Origin of the sequence: Streptomyces sp. NPDC026673, assembly GCF_040638135.1 — a bacterium.
In the GTDB taxonomy this organism is placed as follows: domain Bacteria; phylum Actinomycetota; class Actinomycetes; order Streptomycetales; family Streptomycetaceae; genus Actinacidiphila.
In genome coordinates this window covers 1-14,769 of record NZ_JBEZXR010000084.1, presented here as the reverse complement: position 1 = coordinate 14,769, position 14,769 = coordinate 1, and the positions used below count along the sequence as shown (strand labels likewise).

The 14,769-nt window shown below is 72.6% G+C and carries 16 protein-coding genes; 2 read left to right on the top strand and 14 right to left on the bottom strand.

Annotated features, from left to right (window positions below; all coding sequences use genetic code 11):
• Positions 1 to 298 precede the first annotated feature (298 nt).
• From AB0F62_RS35995 to AB0F62_RS35945, 11 genes are all read right to left on the bottom strand, one after another.
• Entirely contained in the window at positions 299 to 952 is a 654-nt protein-coding gene (locus AB0F62_RS35995; RefSeq protein ID WP_361809471.1) for an OmpA family protein, read from the bottom strand.
• A 3-nt stretch (positions 953 to 955) separates the two neighbouring features.
• Positions 956 to 1,339, bottom strand: coding sequence for a hypothetical protein (locus AB0F62_RS35990; protein ID WP_361809469.1), 384 nt, complete (start codon positions 1,337 to 1,339; stop codon positions 956 to 958).
• A gap of 203 nt (positions 1,340 to 1,542) precedes the next feature.
• Positions 1,543 to 2,130, bottom strand: a complete 588-nt coding sequence (locus AB0F62_RS35985) for a pilus assembly protein TadG-related protein (protein WP_361809509.1) — start codon at positions 2,128 to 2,130, stop codon at positions 1,543 to 1,545.
• Positions 2,127 to 2,330 (bottom strand): hypothetical protein, encoded by a 204-nt coding sequence (locus AB0F62_RS35980; RefSeq protein ID WP_361809467.1) that lies wholly within the window; start codon positions 2,328 to 2,330, stop codon positions 2,127 to 2,129. Before AB0F62_RS35980 ends, AB0F62_RS35985 begins: the two co-directional genes overlap by 4 nt.
• 279 nt (positions 2,331 to 2,609) lie before the next feature.
• On the bottom strand, positions 2,610 to 3,497 hold the full coding sequence (locus AB0F62_RS35975; protein ID WP_361809465.1) for a DUF5936 domain-containing protein: 888 nt from the start codon (positions 3,495 to 3,497) through the stop codon (positions 2,610 to 2,612).
• Positions 3,498 to 3,513: 16 nt separating this feature from the next.
• Positions 3,514 to 4,452 carry a type II secretion system F family protein gene (locus AB0F62_RS35970; RefSeq protein ID WP_361809463.1) on the bottom strand — a complete coding sequence of 313 codons (939 nt, stop codon included), beginning with the start codon at positions 4,450 to 4,452 and terminating at the stop codon, positions 3,514 to 3,516.
• On the bottom strand, positions 4,449 to 5,786 hold the full coding sequence (locus tag AB0F62_RS35965) for a CpaF family protein (RefSeq protein WP_361809461.1): 1,338 nt from the start codon (positions 5,784 to 5,786) through the stop codon (positions 4,449 to 4,451). Before AB0F62_RS35965 ends, AB0F62_RS35970 begins: the two co-directional genes overlap by 4 nt.
• Positions 5,783 to 6,169, bottom strand: a complete 387-nt coding sequence (locus AB0F62_RS35960; protein ID WP_361809459.1) for a TadE/TadG family type IV pilus assembly protein — start codon at positions 6,167 to 6,169, stop codon at positions 5,783 to 5,785. The genes AB0F62_RS35965 and AB0F62_RS35960 overlap by 4 nt, the downstream gene beginning before the upstream one ends.
• A complete protein-coding gene (locus AB0F62_RS35955; RefSeq protein WP_361809457.1) occupies positions 6,166 to 7,731 on the bottom strand; it encodes a P-loop NTPase in 1,566 nt (521 codons plus the stop codon). The genes AB0F62_RS35960 and AB0F62_RS35955 overlap by 4 nt, the downstream gene beginning before the upstream one ends.
• The gene (gene cpaB, locus AB0F62_RS35950; protein ID WP_361809455.1) at positions 7,728 to 8,441 is read right to left on the bottom strand and encodes a Flp pilus assembly protein CpaB; all 714 of its coding nucleotides are present in this window, start codon (positions 8,439 to 8,441) and stop codon (positions 7,728 to 7,730) included. The genes AB0F62_RS35955 and cpaB overlap by 4 nt, the downstream gene beginning before the upstream one ends.
• Before the next feature lie 12 nt (positions 8,442 to 8,453).
• Entirely contained in the window at positions 8,454 to 9,347 is an 894-nt protein-coding gene (locus AB0F62_RS35945) for a hypothetical protein (protein ID WP_361809453.1), read from the bottom strand.
• A gap of 231 nt (positions 9,348 to 9,578) precedes the next feature.
• On the opposite strand from AB0F62_RS35945, the gene AB0F62_RS35940 reads away from it, so the two are divergent.
• Entirely contained in the window at positions 9,579 to 11,087 is a 1,509-nt protein-coding gene (locus AB0F62_RS35940) for a glycosyl hydrolase family 18 protein (RefSeq protein ID WP_361809451.1), read from the top strand.
• Between the two features lie 89 nt (positions 11,088 to 11,176).
• Here AB0F62_RS35940 and AB0F62_RS35935 read toward each other — a convergent pair whose 3' ends face one another.
• From AB0F62_RS35935 to AB0F62_RS35925, 3 genes are read right to left on the bottom strand one after another with little or no spacing between them, the layout of a single operon-like run.
• On the bottom strand, positions 11,177 to 11,581 hold the full coding sequence (locus AB0F62_RS35935) for a RidA family protein (RefSeq protein WP_361809449.1): 405 nt from the start codon (positions 11,579 to 11,581) through the stop codon (positions 11,177 to 11,179).
• The gene (locus AB0F62_RS35930) at positions 11,578 to 12,336 is read right to left on the bottom strand and encodes an IclR family transcriptional regulator (RefSeq protein ID WP_361809447.1); all 759 of its coding nucleotides are present in this window, start codon (positions 12,334 to 12,336) and stop codon (positions 11,578 to 11,580) included. Before AB0F62_RS35930 ends, AB0F62_RS35935 begins: the two co-directional genes overlap by 4 nt.
• A complete protein-coding gene (locus AB0F62_RS35925; RefSeq protein WP_361809445.1) occupies positions 12,333 to 13,256 on the bottom strand; it encodes a sugar kinase in 924 nt (307 codons plus the stop codon). The genes AB0F62_RS35930 and AB0F62_RS35925 overlap by 4 nt, the downstream gene beginning before the upstream one ends.
• Positions 13,257 to 13,370: 114 nt before the next feature.
• On the opposite strand from AB0F62_RS35925, the gene AB0F62_RS35920 reads away from it, so the two are divergent.
• Positions 13,371 to 14,621 carry an alanine racemase gene (locus tag AB0F62_RS35920; protein ID WP_361809443.1) on the top strand — a complete coding sequence of 417 codons (1,251 nt, stop codon included), beginning with the start codon at positions 13,371 to 13,373 and terminating at the stop codon, positions 14,619 to 14,621.
• Positions 14,622 to 14,769 lie beyond the last annotated feature (148 nt).

Sequence of the window (14,769 nt, the reverse complement as noted above, 5' to 3'; positions counted from 1 at the left end):
GCCGGAACCGCTCTCCCGGTCCAAGGTCATGAGGGAGATGTGAAGGTTCCCTCGAAGAAGCGTTCCGATCGTTGGGCGATTAGACCGATTGGCCCCGAATCTGCCGCTTCGCCCACCCACGTCACATCCGCACCGCATGCGTTTCGTCACGCAGCGCACCGGCGACTTGGCGGGGAATTTAAGGGGCGGGCCGGCACTGCCCACCCGCGTGGGTGACCCGTTGTGTTGACCCGCGACACGACACGCCACGGCACGGCGTGGGATGGCACGGCATGGGCGAGGGCGAGCGCCGGCCGCGCTACGAAGGGCGGAACGTGATCTCGACACGGCGATTCTGCTTGCGGCCCGCCTCGGTGGAGTTGTCGGCGATCGGATAGTCCTCGCTGTAACCGCGCACCTGGAACGAGTGGCCGGCGTTGCCGAGTGAGCCGAGCTCCTCCGCGAGGATCTTGTAGACGGCGTCTGCGCGCTTCTTGGAGAGCACCTTGCCGTGCTCGTACGAGCCGAGGTCGTCCGTGAACCCGAAGACGCGAATCGGCTGCGTGACGTTCTTGGCATCGATGTCGGACGCGATGGCCTTGATGCGAGCGGTGGCCGCCGCGTTCAGCTTGGCGCTGTCCCGGCCGAACAGGACGTCCGCCTGAAGGGCGTAGGTGACGGAGGAGTTCGACTCCTCGTGCCGCTCCTCGCCGTCGTCGGCCGAGGCGTTCTCGGAGGACGACGCATCGGTCACGGCGACGATGTCCAGCACCTTGGGCGGCGCCAGCGTGGCCCCCTCGGGCAGCTCCAGGTCCGGATCGCCCTCGTCGACCTTCGTGGGCGCGGAAGGGGTCGGCTGCGCCGTCGGATCGTCATCCGCCCGCGCGCTCGCGGCGCTGAGCGGCGTGAGCACGAGCGCGAGGCCGAGCGCGGCCGCGACACCGGGCCGGGGATGCCGACGTGGACGGGGCATGGCTCACCCCTCCGTGATCGTGATCTTGGCAGGGGGCATCGTCGGCAGCTGGAACTCCACCTCGGTGGTGCCGGCCGGCGGAGCCGGGAACTGAGCGAAGACGGGCCGGGTCTCGCCCGGCTTGATCAGGGTGAGGCCCATCGTGCACAGGCACTTGCCCTCGGTGTCCCGGAGCACGTAGTAGCGCTTCTTGCCCACCGCGTCGACCAGGACGGCACCGGCGACGGAGGCGCCGGATTTCTGGAGGGCGACCTCCTGACCCACCCACGAGGTCGCGTTGAAGGGGGACGTGCCGTCGTTGGTGAGCGTGCCCTTGACCGTGACGAATCCGCCTGAGTCACGTGTGGCCTCGCTCAGGGTGACCGTGATGTCCTTCTCGCCCTTCATCTGGGCGAGGATTTGGGTCGGCTCATCCGAAGGATCGGCACTCGGCTTGTTCGAAGCGCCCGGCGCGCTCGTCTTCGCGGACGGCGTGGCTGCGGTCTTGTCGTCTCCGTCACCGCCGCCGCACCCTGAAAGTGCCGCAGCGAGAACCACGGCGACGATTGCGGCCAGGCCCTGCTTCTGGATACGCATCGGTCCCCCGTTCCTCACTCGCTGAGATGGACGGAGTAGAACTCCGCCAGGTTCAGATCGAAATCGTCGGCCGTCGGGTCCACGGATACTTCGTCCCCATCACAGATGAACGCGATCTCGTCGCCGTCCTTGTCGTCGACAACGCACCGACTTTCGACGACCGCCGTGGCGGTGGCGCGCGCGTGCATCGACTCGGTGCCCGGCACGACCGACTCGCCGACCGTCCCTGAAGTGTGAAGGGCGACCGTGGCGCGTCCCGGGCCACCGACGTTGCACGCGTCGACAACCGCACTGTTCTGACCGGCGTAGTTCGCCGCCGCGCCACAAGCGTCGTCAGGCGTCATCCCGTTCAAGACGAGCAGTTCCCGGAGCCGGTCCAGGTCTCCCGCCTCCAACGCATCGAGAAAAGGCTCCCGAACACTGTCCCTCACCTCTCGCGCGGCCGCGAGTGCCGAGGCGTCGGCGGCGGTCTGCGCGGTGTTGCGGACGGAGGCGGCCTGCCCCACGGCGAAGTAGGCGAAGGCGAGGAAGAACAGGGCCGCGACGGCCACAATGTAGAGGCCGAGGGTCTGGCCGCCGTCGCCGTCGAACCGCCGGTTCAGCCCCCGCCGACGATGTCCGCGATCTTGTCGAGGATGCCGGACTTCACCGCCTGGCCGATGTCCGTCGTCGCCAGCACACCGATGATGACCGCGATCACCACCGCGATGCCCAGGTACTCGAACGACGTCTGCCCCGCGTCGCCGCGCACGCGCATGCGTATGCGCAGCGCGGTCAGCCGGTTCACAACCCACCTGCTCATCTTCCGTGCCCCAAACCGTAGTCACGTGACGTACGCCGGCCGCGCCCCTTGCGTCGGCCGGGGTCTGGCTATCGCCGCGGGCGGCTGCGGTGCCGGTGAGGTCCACGGCGCACCGCCTCCCATCGGGTCAACCCGCAGCGATCCGTGCCTGATTGCAGGTGCAAATGTGGTTGCGACTGCAAAGGTACACCGCAACCGTGGGCTCCGCACCCAAATTGGCGGCTCCGGTCACTACCCACCACGCACCCCGGACATGCGCTCACGGCACTGTCACCCCCATCACCCCAGCAGGTCACCGAAGTTGATGCGCGATCCGAGGATCGTGCCCGTCATCAGCAGGATCATCGTGGCGGGCACGAGGAGCGTCGTGACGACGCCGGTCGCGCGCGGCACCGTGCGGGCCGCGCGGCGGCGGGCGTTCTGGGCCTCGGTGCGCCGCATGTCCGTGGCGATCTGGAGGAGCGTGCGGGCGATGGGCGCGCCCAGTTCCTCGCCCTGCTGCAGGGCCGTGACGAACTGCCCCACCTGCTCGCTGCCGTTGCGTCTGCGCAGCTGGTCGAACGCGTCGCGGCGGCTGACTCCGACGTCCATCTGGCGCAGGGCGATGCGGATCTCGTCGCTCCAGGGGCCCTGGTAGACGGAGGAGACGCGTTCGAGGGCCTGGCGGAATCCGAGGCCCGCGCTCACCACCACCGCGAGGACGTCGAGGAAGTCGGGGAGGGTGCGCTCGATCTCGTCGCGGCGCTTGCGGACCGCGAGCCAGATGCCCAGGTCCGTCCAGCCCAGGCCGTAGGCGACCATCAGGAGGGCGGCGAACCAGTGGCCGGCCCGGAGCAGCACCACGGCCGCGAGACCGCCGAGGACGCCGTAGACCGCGCGGCGCGCGGCGTAGCGGTCGACGGTGAGGCCGTAGGGGTGGCCGGCGTGGTCGATGCGGGCGCGGACCCGGTTGACCCGGGCCGGGCCCATGAGGCGCAGCACCAGGGGGGCCCAGCGCATGCCGAGGCGGTCGACGGCGTTGCCGACCTTGGTGGTGCGGGTCCGGCCGACTTCCAGGGCCAGTTGGAGGTCGCTCGGCAGCTTGACCTCGGAACGGTAGATGCCGACGCCGTAGCAGATGCCCACCACGGCGAGGGCGACGACGGCGGCCAGCGCGAGCGCGATCAACGGTCCGGTCCCCCTTTCACACGTCGATCCGCGACATGCGGCGGATGAGCGCGAATCCGACGATGTAGAGGCCGAGTGCGACGAGTACGGCGATCCGCCCGGCCCCGGAGCCGGTCATCGCGCTCAGGGACCCCGGCATGATCTGGTTGAGCAGCAGCAGGGAGCCGACGCCGATGACGGGGACGGCGTATGCGGTGACCGTGACCTGGGACATCTGGGTGCGGATCTCGCGCCGCGTCTCCTTGCGCTCCTCCAGGGTCACCGTCAGGTTCCGCAGCGACTCCACGACCGAGCCGCCGGCCCGGGAGGACAGGACGAGCGTCGAGACCAGCACCACCAGTTCACGGCTGGGCAGCCGCTCCTGCAGTTCGGCGAGGGCGTCCTCGATCGAGTGGCCGAGCGCCATGGCGTCGGCGACCTTCCGCAGCTCCTCCCCGGCCGGTGCCTCCAGCTCCTCCGCGGCCATGCCGACCGCCGTGCGCAGGGCGAGGCCCGCCTGGGTGGCGTTGGCGAGGACGCGGGCGAGTTCGGGCAGTTGCGCGATGAAGCGCTCGGTGCGCACCCGCCGCCGCCAGCCCAGGAAGGAGCTGACCGCCCAGGCCGCCAGCAGCGCGGCGATGGGCCCGAAGAAGGGGGCCAGCACGATGTCGGCCACCAGCCAGGCGCCGCCGACGATTCCGAGGGCGGCGGCGGTGAACTGCCCCGGCGTCAGGTCGGTCCCGGTGGCGGCGAGCCGCGCGGCCAGCCGACGGCCCCACGCCGTGCCCCGGACCCGCCGGTCCAGTCCGGCGAAGGGCACGGCGCGCCGTTCCGCGGCCGGGATCTCAGCCAGCCGGTCCACGAGTGCGGCGCGGTCGGCCCGTCCGCCGCTCCAGGAGTGCAGGCCCCAGACGCCCAGCACCAGCGCGAGGCCGGTCACGCCGAGCACCGCCAGGGCCAGGGTCCCCGCGCTCACTTCGCCTCCCGGCTCGACAGTTCCAGCTCGGTCTCGCCGACCCCGAAGGCCGCCGGCACGGACTCGCCCGCCAGGTGGAAGCGTTCGGCCAGTTCGCGCGGCACGGGCTGGTGCTGGAACCAGCCCCGTACGATCCGGTCGGGCCCCATCGGCTCGGCCCGGAAGCGGGTCGCGGTGATCAGGCGGAAGGTGTCGCGTCCGCGCGAGGACAGCACGGCGATCTCGGCGATCCGGCGGGTGCCGTCGACATCGCGCCGCAGCTGGACGATGACGTCGACGGCGCTGTTGATCTGGTCGCGCAGCGCCTCGAAGGGGATCTTCACCTCCGACATCGAGGCCAGCGTCTGGAGCCTGAGCACCGCGTCCTCGGCGGAGTTGGCGTGCACGGTGGCCAGCGAGCCGTCGTGGCCGGTCGACATCGCCTGCAGCATGTCGAGGGTCTCGCCGCCGCGGACCTCGCCGACGATGATCCGGTCGGGGCGCATGCGCAGCGAGTTCCGCACGAGGTCGCGGATGGTGATCCGGCCCTGGCCCTCGACGTTGGGCGGCCGGCTCTCCAGGCGTACGACGTGCTCCTGCTGGAGCTGGAGTTCGGCGGCGTCCTCGACGGTGATGATGCGCTCGCCGTCCGGGATGAGCCCGGACAGCGAGTTGAGCAGCGTGGTCTTGCCGGAGCCGGTGCCGCCGCTGACGATGATGTTGAACTTGGCCCGCACGAGGGCGGAGAGCAGCATCAGCATGTGCTCGTCGAGGGTGCCGAGGCCGATCAACTCGTGCAGGGCGTACGCGCGGGGGAAGCGGCGGATGGTGAGGACCGGGCCGGTCAGCGACAGCGGCGGGATGATGACGTTGACGCGCTCACCGGAGGGCAGCCGGGCGTCCACCATCGGATTCGACTCGTCGACCCGGCGGTTGACGGTCGACACGATCCGCTCGATGGTCTGCAGCAGCTGCTCGGAGCTGCTGAACCGGGCGGCGACCGGCTCGACCCGTCCGGCCCGCTCGATGTAGATCCGGTCGGGGCCGTTGACCATGATCTCGGTGATGGAGGCGTCCTCCAGCAGCGGTTCGAGGATGCCGAGGCCCAGGGCCTCGTCCACGACCCGGCGGATGATGCCGGTGCGCTCCCTGGTGGAGAGCACCGGGCCCTCACGGCTGATGATGTGGCCGAGCACGCGTTCCAGGCGCACCCGGCGCTCCGCGGCGGCGAGCGCCGACATCTCGGCGAGGTCGATCTCCTGGAGGAGCTTGGCCCGGTAGACGGCGACGAGGTGGCCCTCCTGGGTCTGCGGGGCGGTCTCCTCGTTCGCGGCGATACGGTCGCGCAGGCTCATTCGTCGGCCCCCTCGTCGTCCTCCCTGGGCATCGTGGCGGTCCGGGTGACGGAGCCGGGGCTGAACCCCGGGAACACCGAGGGGATCTCCACCGTCGCCGTCGCCCGCACGGAGTCCCCCGCGCCGCCGGAGGTGGCCACCTCCGTACCGTCCCGCAGCCAGGAGCTCACCGCCTGCGTGCCCGCGGCGGTCCCGCTCACCGGGTGGTCGTGCACGGCTTCCATGCGCGCGGCGGCGCGGGCCGCCGTGCCGGCCTGGGCGGCGGTGTAGGCGGCCAGGCCCAGTTGGAGGCCCGCGAGCGCGATCAGGAGCAGGATCGGCAGCATCCCCAGGAATTCGAGGGAGGCGCTGCCCCGGTCCCGCCGCCGGCCCGGGGCGGTCACGGTGCGCCCGCCTCTTCGTCGACCGCCGAGGCGTGGCCGTGGACGGTCAGCGGGAAGTCGATGGCGCCGGGGAAGAGAACGGGGACCTTGAGCCCGACGTCCACCGTGACCATCCCGCCGGATCCGGTGGTGCCGAAGCCGTCGATCGTCCACGCGCCCGGCAGGTCGTCGGCCGCCGCGGCCCGGGCGTCCTCGCCCACCGCCGCCGCCCTGGCGGCCCGGTCGGCGGCGTGGCCGGCGAGGGTGAAGGTGTACCCGGCCAGCACCGCCTGCCACACCAGGATCAGCACCAGCAGGATCAGCGGCGTCATGCCGAGGGTCTCCAGCGTGACCTGGCCCTGCTCCCCGCGGCCGCGGCGGCCCCGGCGGGGCGTCACCGCCTGCCCGGGGCCGCGGACGCCGATCTCGGCGGCGAGCGTCCACAGGCCCTGCTTGACGGTGGAGCGGTTGTCGAGGTCCTGGAGCCGTCCGGCGTCCACGACCGCCTGCAGTTCCCGGAAGGCGGCCGGGACCACCGCGGAGGCGACGCGGGTGCCCGTGATGCGGGCGATCAGGGAGGGCTGGATCTCGCTGCCCCGGGTGTACCGGTTGACGGCGGCGACGACGTCCTGGGGCTTGCGGATCTGGAGCCGGTCCCACATGCGCACCATGCGCTTGGCGGCGCGGACGGCGACCACGTCGGGCGTGGTCACCAGCAGCGCGGTGTCCGCGGTCTCGACGGCGACGGCGTTGGCGCCGGTCATCTGGGTTCCGCAGTCGACGATGACGACCTCGTACCGCTGCCGGAGGGCGTGCAGCACGTGCCGGGCCGCGCGGTCGGTGACCTCCTCGCCGCGTTCGCCCTCGCCGGGGGCGAGCAGCAGCGCGGGCCCGGACTCGTGGACGTACATGGCGTCCTGCAGCACGCGCGTCGTCACGTCGGCGATGTCCGCGAGGTCGGCGACGGAGCGGCGGAACTGGACGTCGAGGTAGGAGGCGACGTCGCCGCCCTGGAGGTCCAGGTCGACCAGCGCGGTGGACCTGCCGGCGGCCTGCGCGGCCAGGGCGAGCTGGACGGCGACGACGGTGGTGCCGACCCCGCCCTTCGCGCCGGCGACGGCGACCAGCCTGCCCCCGGGCACGGCGGGCAGCGCGGGCTGCTGCGGGCTGAGGTGGCGCCGTACGCCGGCCGCCCAGGCGGCCGCCGCCTCGACGCGGGCGCCGAGTTCGTCGTACGACAGCGGCAGCCCCGCGACGCCGCGCGCGCCGGCGTCCATGGCGCCGGACAGGACGGCGGGGCTGTGGTCGGCGGTGAGCAGGATGACGCCCACCGCGGGGAAGCGCAGCGCGATCTCCCGGATGACCTCGAGCGCGGGCACCGGGGTGATGCGGTCGTGGACGACGACGACCTCGGGCAGTTCGTCGACCCCGGCCTCGGCGGCGCGGGCCAGGACGTCCAGCAGCGAGGTGGAGTCCGGCAGGGCGGGGCCGGGTTCGGCTCCCGGCAACTGGTGGAGGAGCCCGGTGAGGGCGCGGGCGGTGTCGGCGTCGGGGGTGCCCGACAGGATGCGGACGCCGGTCACGAGGCGGCTCCGTCGCGGGCGAGGGTGTAGGTGCGGTCCCGTTCGGAGGGGGCGGAAGCGTCGCCCGGGGCCACGAGGGCGAGCCGTACGTGCCGGGCGAAGGACTCGGCGAAGGCGACCCGCTGGGCGTCGGCGGCGTCGAGGGCGAAGGTGATGGGGACCCCCTGGCTGCTGACCCGGCGGTTGTCGCCGCCGCTGTCGAAGGCCTTGATCTCGCCGACGTCGATGACCCGGGCGCCGGACACGATGATCTTCGAGACCTCGGGGTCGGTGTCCTTGCGGGGGGCGAAGGTGGCGAAGATGTTGACCCGCGCCCCGGGGGTGATCTTCCCGGCGACTCCGGTCTCCGCGTCGATCATGATCGCGATCTCCATCTGGCCGGACCGGAGCGCCGGCCGTGCGGCGACCATGTCCGTCTGCAGCAGGGAGCCGCGGCGCAGCGGGACGGCGGCTATCTTGCCGCTCAACTGGCCGACGTCGCGGACGGCGGTGGCGGGCAGCCAGCGCTTCGGTATCCGGACCTCCTGCAGTTGGGCGCGGCCGACGGCCTCGTAGGCGGGCACGTCCTCGGCCAGCCGGTAGGCGGTCACCTTCGGCCCGACCTGGGAGCGGGCGTCCCCGATGACGGTGACGACCCCGGCGAACGCGGCGAGCGCGCACAGCGCGGAGACCACGAGGAGGACGGCGCCGCGACGCTGACGTGAGTTCATAGAGGTGGGGCCCTATCGCTCAAGTGCCGAGTGCTGGTGGGGGGAGACCTGGGGGACGGGGGAGGACCGGGAGGCCAGGGAGGGGGCGCGGGGCCCCGAGTGCACGACCTGGCGCGGCCGTTCGGGGGACGGGACGCGCTGCCGGCCGTCCACCGTCGCCGAGCAGAACGGGCAGCGGTCGCCGATGACCGCCAGTCCGCACCAGCCGCAGGTGTCCCGGCGGACCGAGGTGACCAGTTGGTACAGCACGCCGATGTCGGCGATGTACGCGGTGAACTCGACCAGCTTGGCGGTGCCCCACCAGCGCGCCGAGTCCGCGGGCAACGGCACCTCGCGCACGTGCTCGCTGCGCCAGGTACGGGCCAGCGGTCCGGTGACCCACTCCGGGTCGACGCCGTGGCCGTGCGCGACGGCGAGCTGGGTGAGGAACGCCGGTCCGGCGGGCACGGTGTCGGGCCGCGCCTCGGACAGGTGCGGTTCGGGATGGGCGAGGACGGCGAAGTGGCGCCCGGGCACCAGCGACTTCAGATGGGCGCCGACCGGCACGTCCACGCGGTCGAGCCGGCTGACCGAGCCGAGCAGCGCGCCGGAGTGGAGGTAGTGCGACAGCAGCCGGGCGGCTCCGGCGAGCACGCCGGGCCCGAGGTCGGTGGCGGCGAGCTGGCGCAGCTGCTCGGCCAGCAGGACGGCGGCGAGCGGGGGCAGGTCGACGGGGACGATCGCCACCCGGTCCGCCTCCAGGGCGGCCCGCACGGTGTGCACGCGGCGGCGCAGCGGGTCGGCGGGATCCGGCGGGGCGAGGACGACGAGGTGGCCGTGGGCCTCCAGGGCGGCTGCGGTGTGCATCACGTGCTGCTCCAAGGGGAGCGCGAGATCGTCCGCCGTGACCGCTATGACGCTCGACACCCGCGACCTCCCGGAACTCCCGCCCAGTCCCTGCCCGGAGAGCTTATCCGTGCGTAGCCGAAGCAGTGCGGAAAGTCGCCGAACAGTTGATGAAGTCGGTGGTACCCGCGGGGCGGCGGAGTACGCACGGCGGCAGAGGTATTGACCATTGGATTGGTCTGGACCAAACTGCGTCCACACAAGAGTGGCCACTCGCGTACCCGCCCAACTCCTCGCCCCCAGGAGGCAGTAGTGGAACACGCACGCCCACGGCGCACCGCCCTCAGAGCCGCGGCGGCCGTCGGCGCCGCCGCCCTCGCGGTGGCGGGAATCGTCACCGGCTCCGGCAGCGCCAGCGCCGCGGACCCCGACCTCGTGGTCAACGGCGGCTTCGAGGGCGGCCTGTCCGGCTGGTCCTGCACCGCCTCCAGCGGCTCCTCGGTCGGCAGCCCGGTACACGGCGGCGGCAAGGCCCTCCAGGCCGCCCCGTCCTCCTCGGAGAACGCCCGCTGCTCGCAGACGATCAGCGTCCGGCCCAACTCCACCTACCAGCTGAGCGCCTTCGTACAGGGCTCGTACGTCTACCTCGGGGCCACCGGCACCGGGATGACCGAGGTCTCCACGTGGACGCCGTCGGCTCCGACGTACCAGAAGCTCTCCACCGGTTTCACCACCGGCGCGAGCACCACCTCGGTCACCGTCTACCTGCACGGCTGGTACGCCCAGCCCGCGTACTTCGCCGACGACGTGAGCCTGCTCGGCGCGGCGGGCACGGGGACGCCCACCCCGACCCCCACTCCCACGCCGACGCCGACCCCCACCCCCACCCCCACGCCGACCCCCACGCCGACGCCGACCCCCACGCCCACCGGCGGCGGCTCGCTGCCCAAGCACGTGCTCACCGGGTACTGGCAGAACTTCGACAACGGCGCGACCGTGCAGACCATCGCCCAGGTCCCGAGCCAGTACGACATCATCGCGGTGTCGTTCGCCGACGCCACGACCACGCCCGGCGCGGTCTCCTTCACCCTCGACCCGGCGCTGAACTACCCGGTGAACCAGTTCAAGGCCGACATCGCGGCGAAGAAGGCGGCGGGCAAGAAGGTCATCGTCTCCGTCGGCGGCCAGAACGGCACGATCAGCGTCACCGACTCCGCCTCGGCGAACGCCTTCGCCAACAGCGTCTTCTCGCTGATGCAGACGTACGGCTTCGACGGCGTCGACATCGACCTGGAGAACGGGATCAACGCGACCTACATGACGCAGGCGCTGCGCTCCCTGTCCGCCAAGGCCGGCTCCGGACTGGTCATCACGATGGCCCCGCAGACCATCGACATGCAGTCGACGTCCTTCGGCTACTTCCAGACCGCGCTGAACGTCAAGGACATCCTGACCGTCGTCAACACCCAGTACTACAACAGCGGTTCCATGAACGGCTGCGACGGCAAGGTGTACTCGCAGGGCACGGTCGACTTCATCACCGCGCTGGCCTGCATCCAGCTGCAGAGCGGGCTGGCGCCGTCCCAGGTCGGCATCGGCCTGCCGGCCTCCACCCGGGCGGCGGGCAGCGGCTACGTCTCGCCGACCGTCGTCAACAACGCGCTGGACTGCCTGACCAAGGGCACCAACTGCGGTTCCTTCAAGCCGCCCACCACCTGGCCGGCGCTGCGCGGCGCGATGACCTGGTCCACCAACTGGGACGCGACGAACGGCAACGGCTTCTCCAACACGGTCGGCCCGCACCTGGACGCCCTGCCGTAGGCCGGCGCCCACCGACGCACCGCGCCCCCGGGAGAGGTCCCGTCCCCCGGGGGCGCGGTGTCCCGCCGTCGTACGGGTGCCGGGGGGGATCAGTCCAGGACGGCGAGGGCGTCGATCTCGACGAGCAGCCCCGCGGGCAGGCCGACGTACACCGTCGTACGGGCGGCGGGGGCGCCCTTCAGGCCGGCGAAGAACTCGTCGAAGAGGGCGTTGAACTCGGGGAAGTGCGCGGTGTCCGTGAGATAGACGCGGATCATGACGACGTCCTCCCAGGAGGAGCCGCCGGCCTCCAGCACCGCCTGCACATTGGCGAGGGTCTGCAGGGTCTGCTCCCGCAGGCCCGGGCCGACCGGCGCGGGCGCCTGGCCCGGCACGGCGGGACCGAAGCCGACCTGCCCGGCGACCTGCAGGATGTTGCCCTTGCGCACACCGTGGGAGAACCTGGCCGGCGGGGCGGTGTGGCCGGCCGGGGTGATCGCGGTCTTCTCGCTCATCTGCTTCCTTCGCTGGGTTTTCCGGAGTACTCGCGGCTGATCGCCTCCGCGGTGCGCTGGAGCTGCGGGCGCAGTCGCAGCAGTTCCTCCGCGCCGACGACCACATTGGGGGCGGAGAGGGAACAGGCGGCCGCGACGCGCCCGTCGGCGCCGCGGATCGGAGCCGCCACGCAGTTGATGGACTCCTCGTGGCCGCCGAGGTCGCTCGCCCAGCCCTGCTCGCGGACCCGGGCGAGCTCGGCGAGGTGGGCGGCCGCGTCGGGGGTGGAACGGGCGGTGTAGCGCGGGTACTCCAGACCCTGCGCGACCGCGCGCCGTTCGGCCTCGGGCAGGTCGGCCAGCAGCAGCTTCGCGACGGCCGCCACCGTGATCGCGACGGGTTTGCCGATCCGCGAGTACATCCGCACCGGGTAGCGGCTCTCCACCTTGTCGATGTAGACGACCTCGCCCTCCTCGTACACGGCGAGGTGGACGGTGTGCCCGGTCAGTTCGCCCAGGGCGACGAGGTGGGGATGGGCGATGCCGCGGACGTCCAGGTTCTCCATGGCCTCCTGGGCGAGGGCGAACAGCCGGGCGCCGAGGCGGTAGCGCTGGTCGTCCTGGCGGTAGACCATGCCGTGCTCGTGCAGGGTGCGCAGCAGACGCAGTGCGGTGGACTTGTGCACGTCCAGGCGGGCGGCGACCTGCTCGAGGTTGGCGGGCCCCTCGGCGAGCAGGGGCAGGATGCGCAGCGCGCGGTCCACGGTCTGGCTCATGCGCGCAGTCTCCCCCATGCCTCGTCGCCGAGGACGGCGAGGGAGTCGCCGCGCACACCGATCGCCGCGGCGGCCAGGGCGTGACCGAGCCGGAGCCGCTCGCCCAGCGGGAGCGTGCGGAGCGTCGCCGACAGGAAGCCCGCCGCGAACGCGTCCCCGGCACCGACGAGGTCGACGACGGGGGTGTCGGGCGCCGGGACGAAGAACCCGTCGCCGGTCCCCTCGTACGCGGTGGCGCCCCGCGCCCCCTGCTTGACGACGAGGACGGCGGGGCGGGGCAGGGCCTCGCGCACGGCGTCGGCGTCCGGCAGGCCCCAGGCGGCCTCGGCCTCGTCCTCGCCGACCAGGACGAGGTCGCACCGGGCGGCCAGCCCGGCGAGCCGCCCCGGATCCGCCGAACGCCACAAGGCGGGGCGGTAGTTGACGTCGAAGGAGACCAGCGGACGGCCCGGACCTGGGGCGGTGAGCTCGCCGACCAGATCGGCGCACCCCGCGGAGAGCGCCGCGGTGATGCCGGACAGGTGCAGGACCCGGCCCGCCCACGCGTCGGCGCGGCCGACATTGCCCGGGCCCATCGCCGTGGCCGCCGAGCCGGCCCGGTAGTAGGCGACCTCGCCGTCCCCGGAGCGGAAGTAGACCCCGGTGGGGCGCTCCGGATCGCGGCGCACCGCCGAGACGTCGACGCCCGCGGCGGCGATCGTCGCCACCAGGTGCTCGCCGAAGGGGTCGGCGCCCACCCGGCTGATCCAGCGCACGGCGTGCCCGAGCCGCGCCAGCGCGCAGGCCACATTGGACTCGGCGCCGCCGGTGCCGCGCTCGAAGGAGGCGGCGTCGGCGAGGCGGCCCCCGGCCGTGGAGGGCACGAAGGTGACCATGGACTCGCCCACGCACACGACGTCCACGGCCGCGGTCCCGGTCACTTCGGCTCCTCTCCGCGCACCGTTGACCCGGTGCGGGCCAGGATGTTAGACAGCGGGAAACACAGTACGCAACGGCCGTTGCGCATATTGCAACGCCAAGGGACGGGAGGCGGGATGGACGGGTTGACGGGCATCGACGAGCTGCACCGGGAACGGGTGGACCACCGCTTCAAGGGCCTCCCGCCCGACGCCGACGGACTGACCGTCGGCGAACTCGCCGCCGAGCGCCGCACCGTCTTCGACGGCGGCTTCACCACCCCGTTGCTGACGCTGTCCGGCCCCGCCCTGGAGCACAATCTCGCCCAGCTCGCCGACTGGGCCGGCCGGCACGGCCTGGCCTTCGCACCGCACGGCAAGACCTCCATGGCCCCGCAGCTCTTCGCCCGCCAGCTCGACCACGGCGCGTGGGGCATCACCGCCGCCACCCCGCACCAGGTGCGGGTCTACCGGGCGTTCGGTGTACGGCGCGTCTTCCTCGCCAACGAGCTCGTCGACGCGGCCGCGCTGCGCTGGCTGTCCCGTGAACTCGCGGGCGGTCCGGAGTTCCGGTTCGTCTGCTACGTGGACTCCGTGCGTGGGGCCGAACTCATGGACGCGGCCCTGACGGAGACCGTCGACGTCGTGGTCGAGCTCGGCGCGACTGGGGGCCGCACGGGCGTGCGCGGCGCCAAGGAGGCGGCGCGCGTCGCCGACGCGATCGCCGCGGCGCGGCACCTGCGGCTGGTCGGCGTCGCGGGCTACGAGGCGCCGGCGGCGGACCCGCGTGCGTGGCTGGCCGAACTCGTGGGACTGGCACAGGAATTCGACGCGGCGGGGCGTTTCGCCGGCGTCGAGGAGATCGTGGTGAGCGCGGGCGGCAGCGAATGGTTCGACGCGGTGGCGGACGCGTTCGGCACGATCGGCGAACTGTCCCGGCCGGTAATGCGGTTGCTGCGGTCCGGGGCGTACGTCACCCACGACGACGTCCACTACCGCGGCCTCACGCCCTTCCACGACCGCATCCCCGCGGAGGGGTCGCTCGAGCCCGCGTTCCGGTTGTGGACGCAGGTGCTCTCCCGGCCCGAGCCCGGGCTCGCCCTCCTCAACGCGGGCAAGCGCGACGCGCCGTACGACCTCGACCTCCCGGTGCCGCAGGTCGTGCGCCGCGCCGACGGTACGACCGTCCCGGCGGCCGGGCTGACGGTCACGAAGCTCGCCGACCAGCACGCGTTCGTGGACGTCGCCCCCGACGCGGGGGACCTGGCGGTCGGCGACTGGGTGGGGCTGGGTGTTTCGCATCCCTGCACGGCGTTCGACAAGTGGCAGCTCGTGCCGGTCGTGGGCGAGGGCGGGGTCGTCCACGATTTTGTCCGCACGTTCTTCTGACGGCGCGTCGTCGTGTGCGGCGCCGTTTGTGGTTGCTGTTGGGGGTTTCCCCGCCCTCCCGCCCTCCCCCAGCCTTCGGCCGGGGGTGCCCCCATCCGGCGCGGTCGGTGCGGGCCGCGCACCGTGTGCCTGGGGTCGGTGCCGCGCC

Coding starts and splice junctions, on each gene's coding strand:
- AB0F62_RS35930 (WP_361809447.1), bottom strand. CDS start 12,336: ATGAGCCAGACCGTGGACCGCGCGCTGCGCATCCTGCCCCTGCTCGCC.
- AB0F62_RS35920 (WP_361809443.1), top strand. CDS start 13,371: ATGGACGGGTTGACGGGCATCGACGAGCTGCACCGGGAACGGGTGGAC.
- AB0F62_RS35990 (WP_361809469.1), bottom strand. CDS start 1,339: ATGAAGGGCGAGAAGGACATCACGGTCACCCTGAGCGAGGCCACACGT.
- AB0F62_RS35935 (WP_361809449.1), bottom strand. CDS start 11,581: ATGAGCGAGAAGACCGCGATCACCCCGGCCGGCCACACCGCCCCGCCG.
- AB0F62_RS35995 (WP_361809471.1), bottom strand. CDS start 952: ATGCCCCGTCCACGTCGGCATCCCCGGCCCGGTGTCGCGGCCGCGCTC.
- cpaB (WP_361809455.1), bottom strand. CDS start 8,441: ATGAACTCACGTCAGCGTCGCGGCGCCGTCCTCCTCGTGGTCTCCGCG.
- AB0F62_RS35980 (WP_361809467.1), bottom strand. CDS start 2,330: ATGAGCAGGTGGGTTGTGAACCGGCTGACCGCGCTGCGCATACGCATG.
- AB0F62_RS35965 (WP_361809461.1), bottom strand. CDS start 5,786: ATGAGCCTGCGCGACCGTATCGCCGCGAACGAGGAGACCGCCCCGCAG.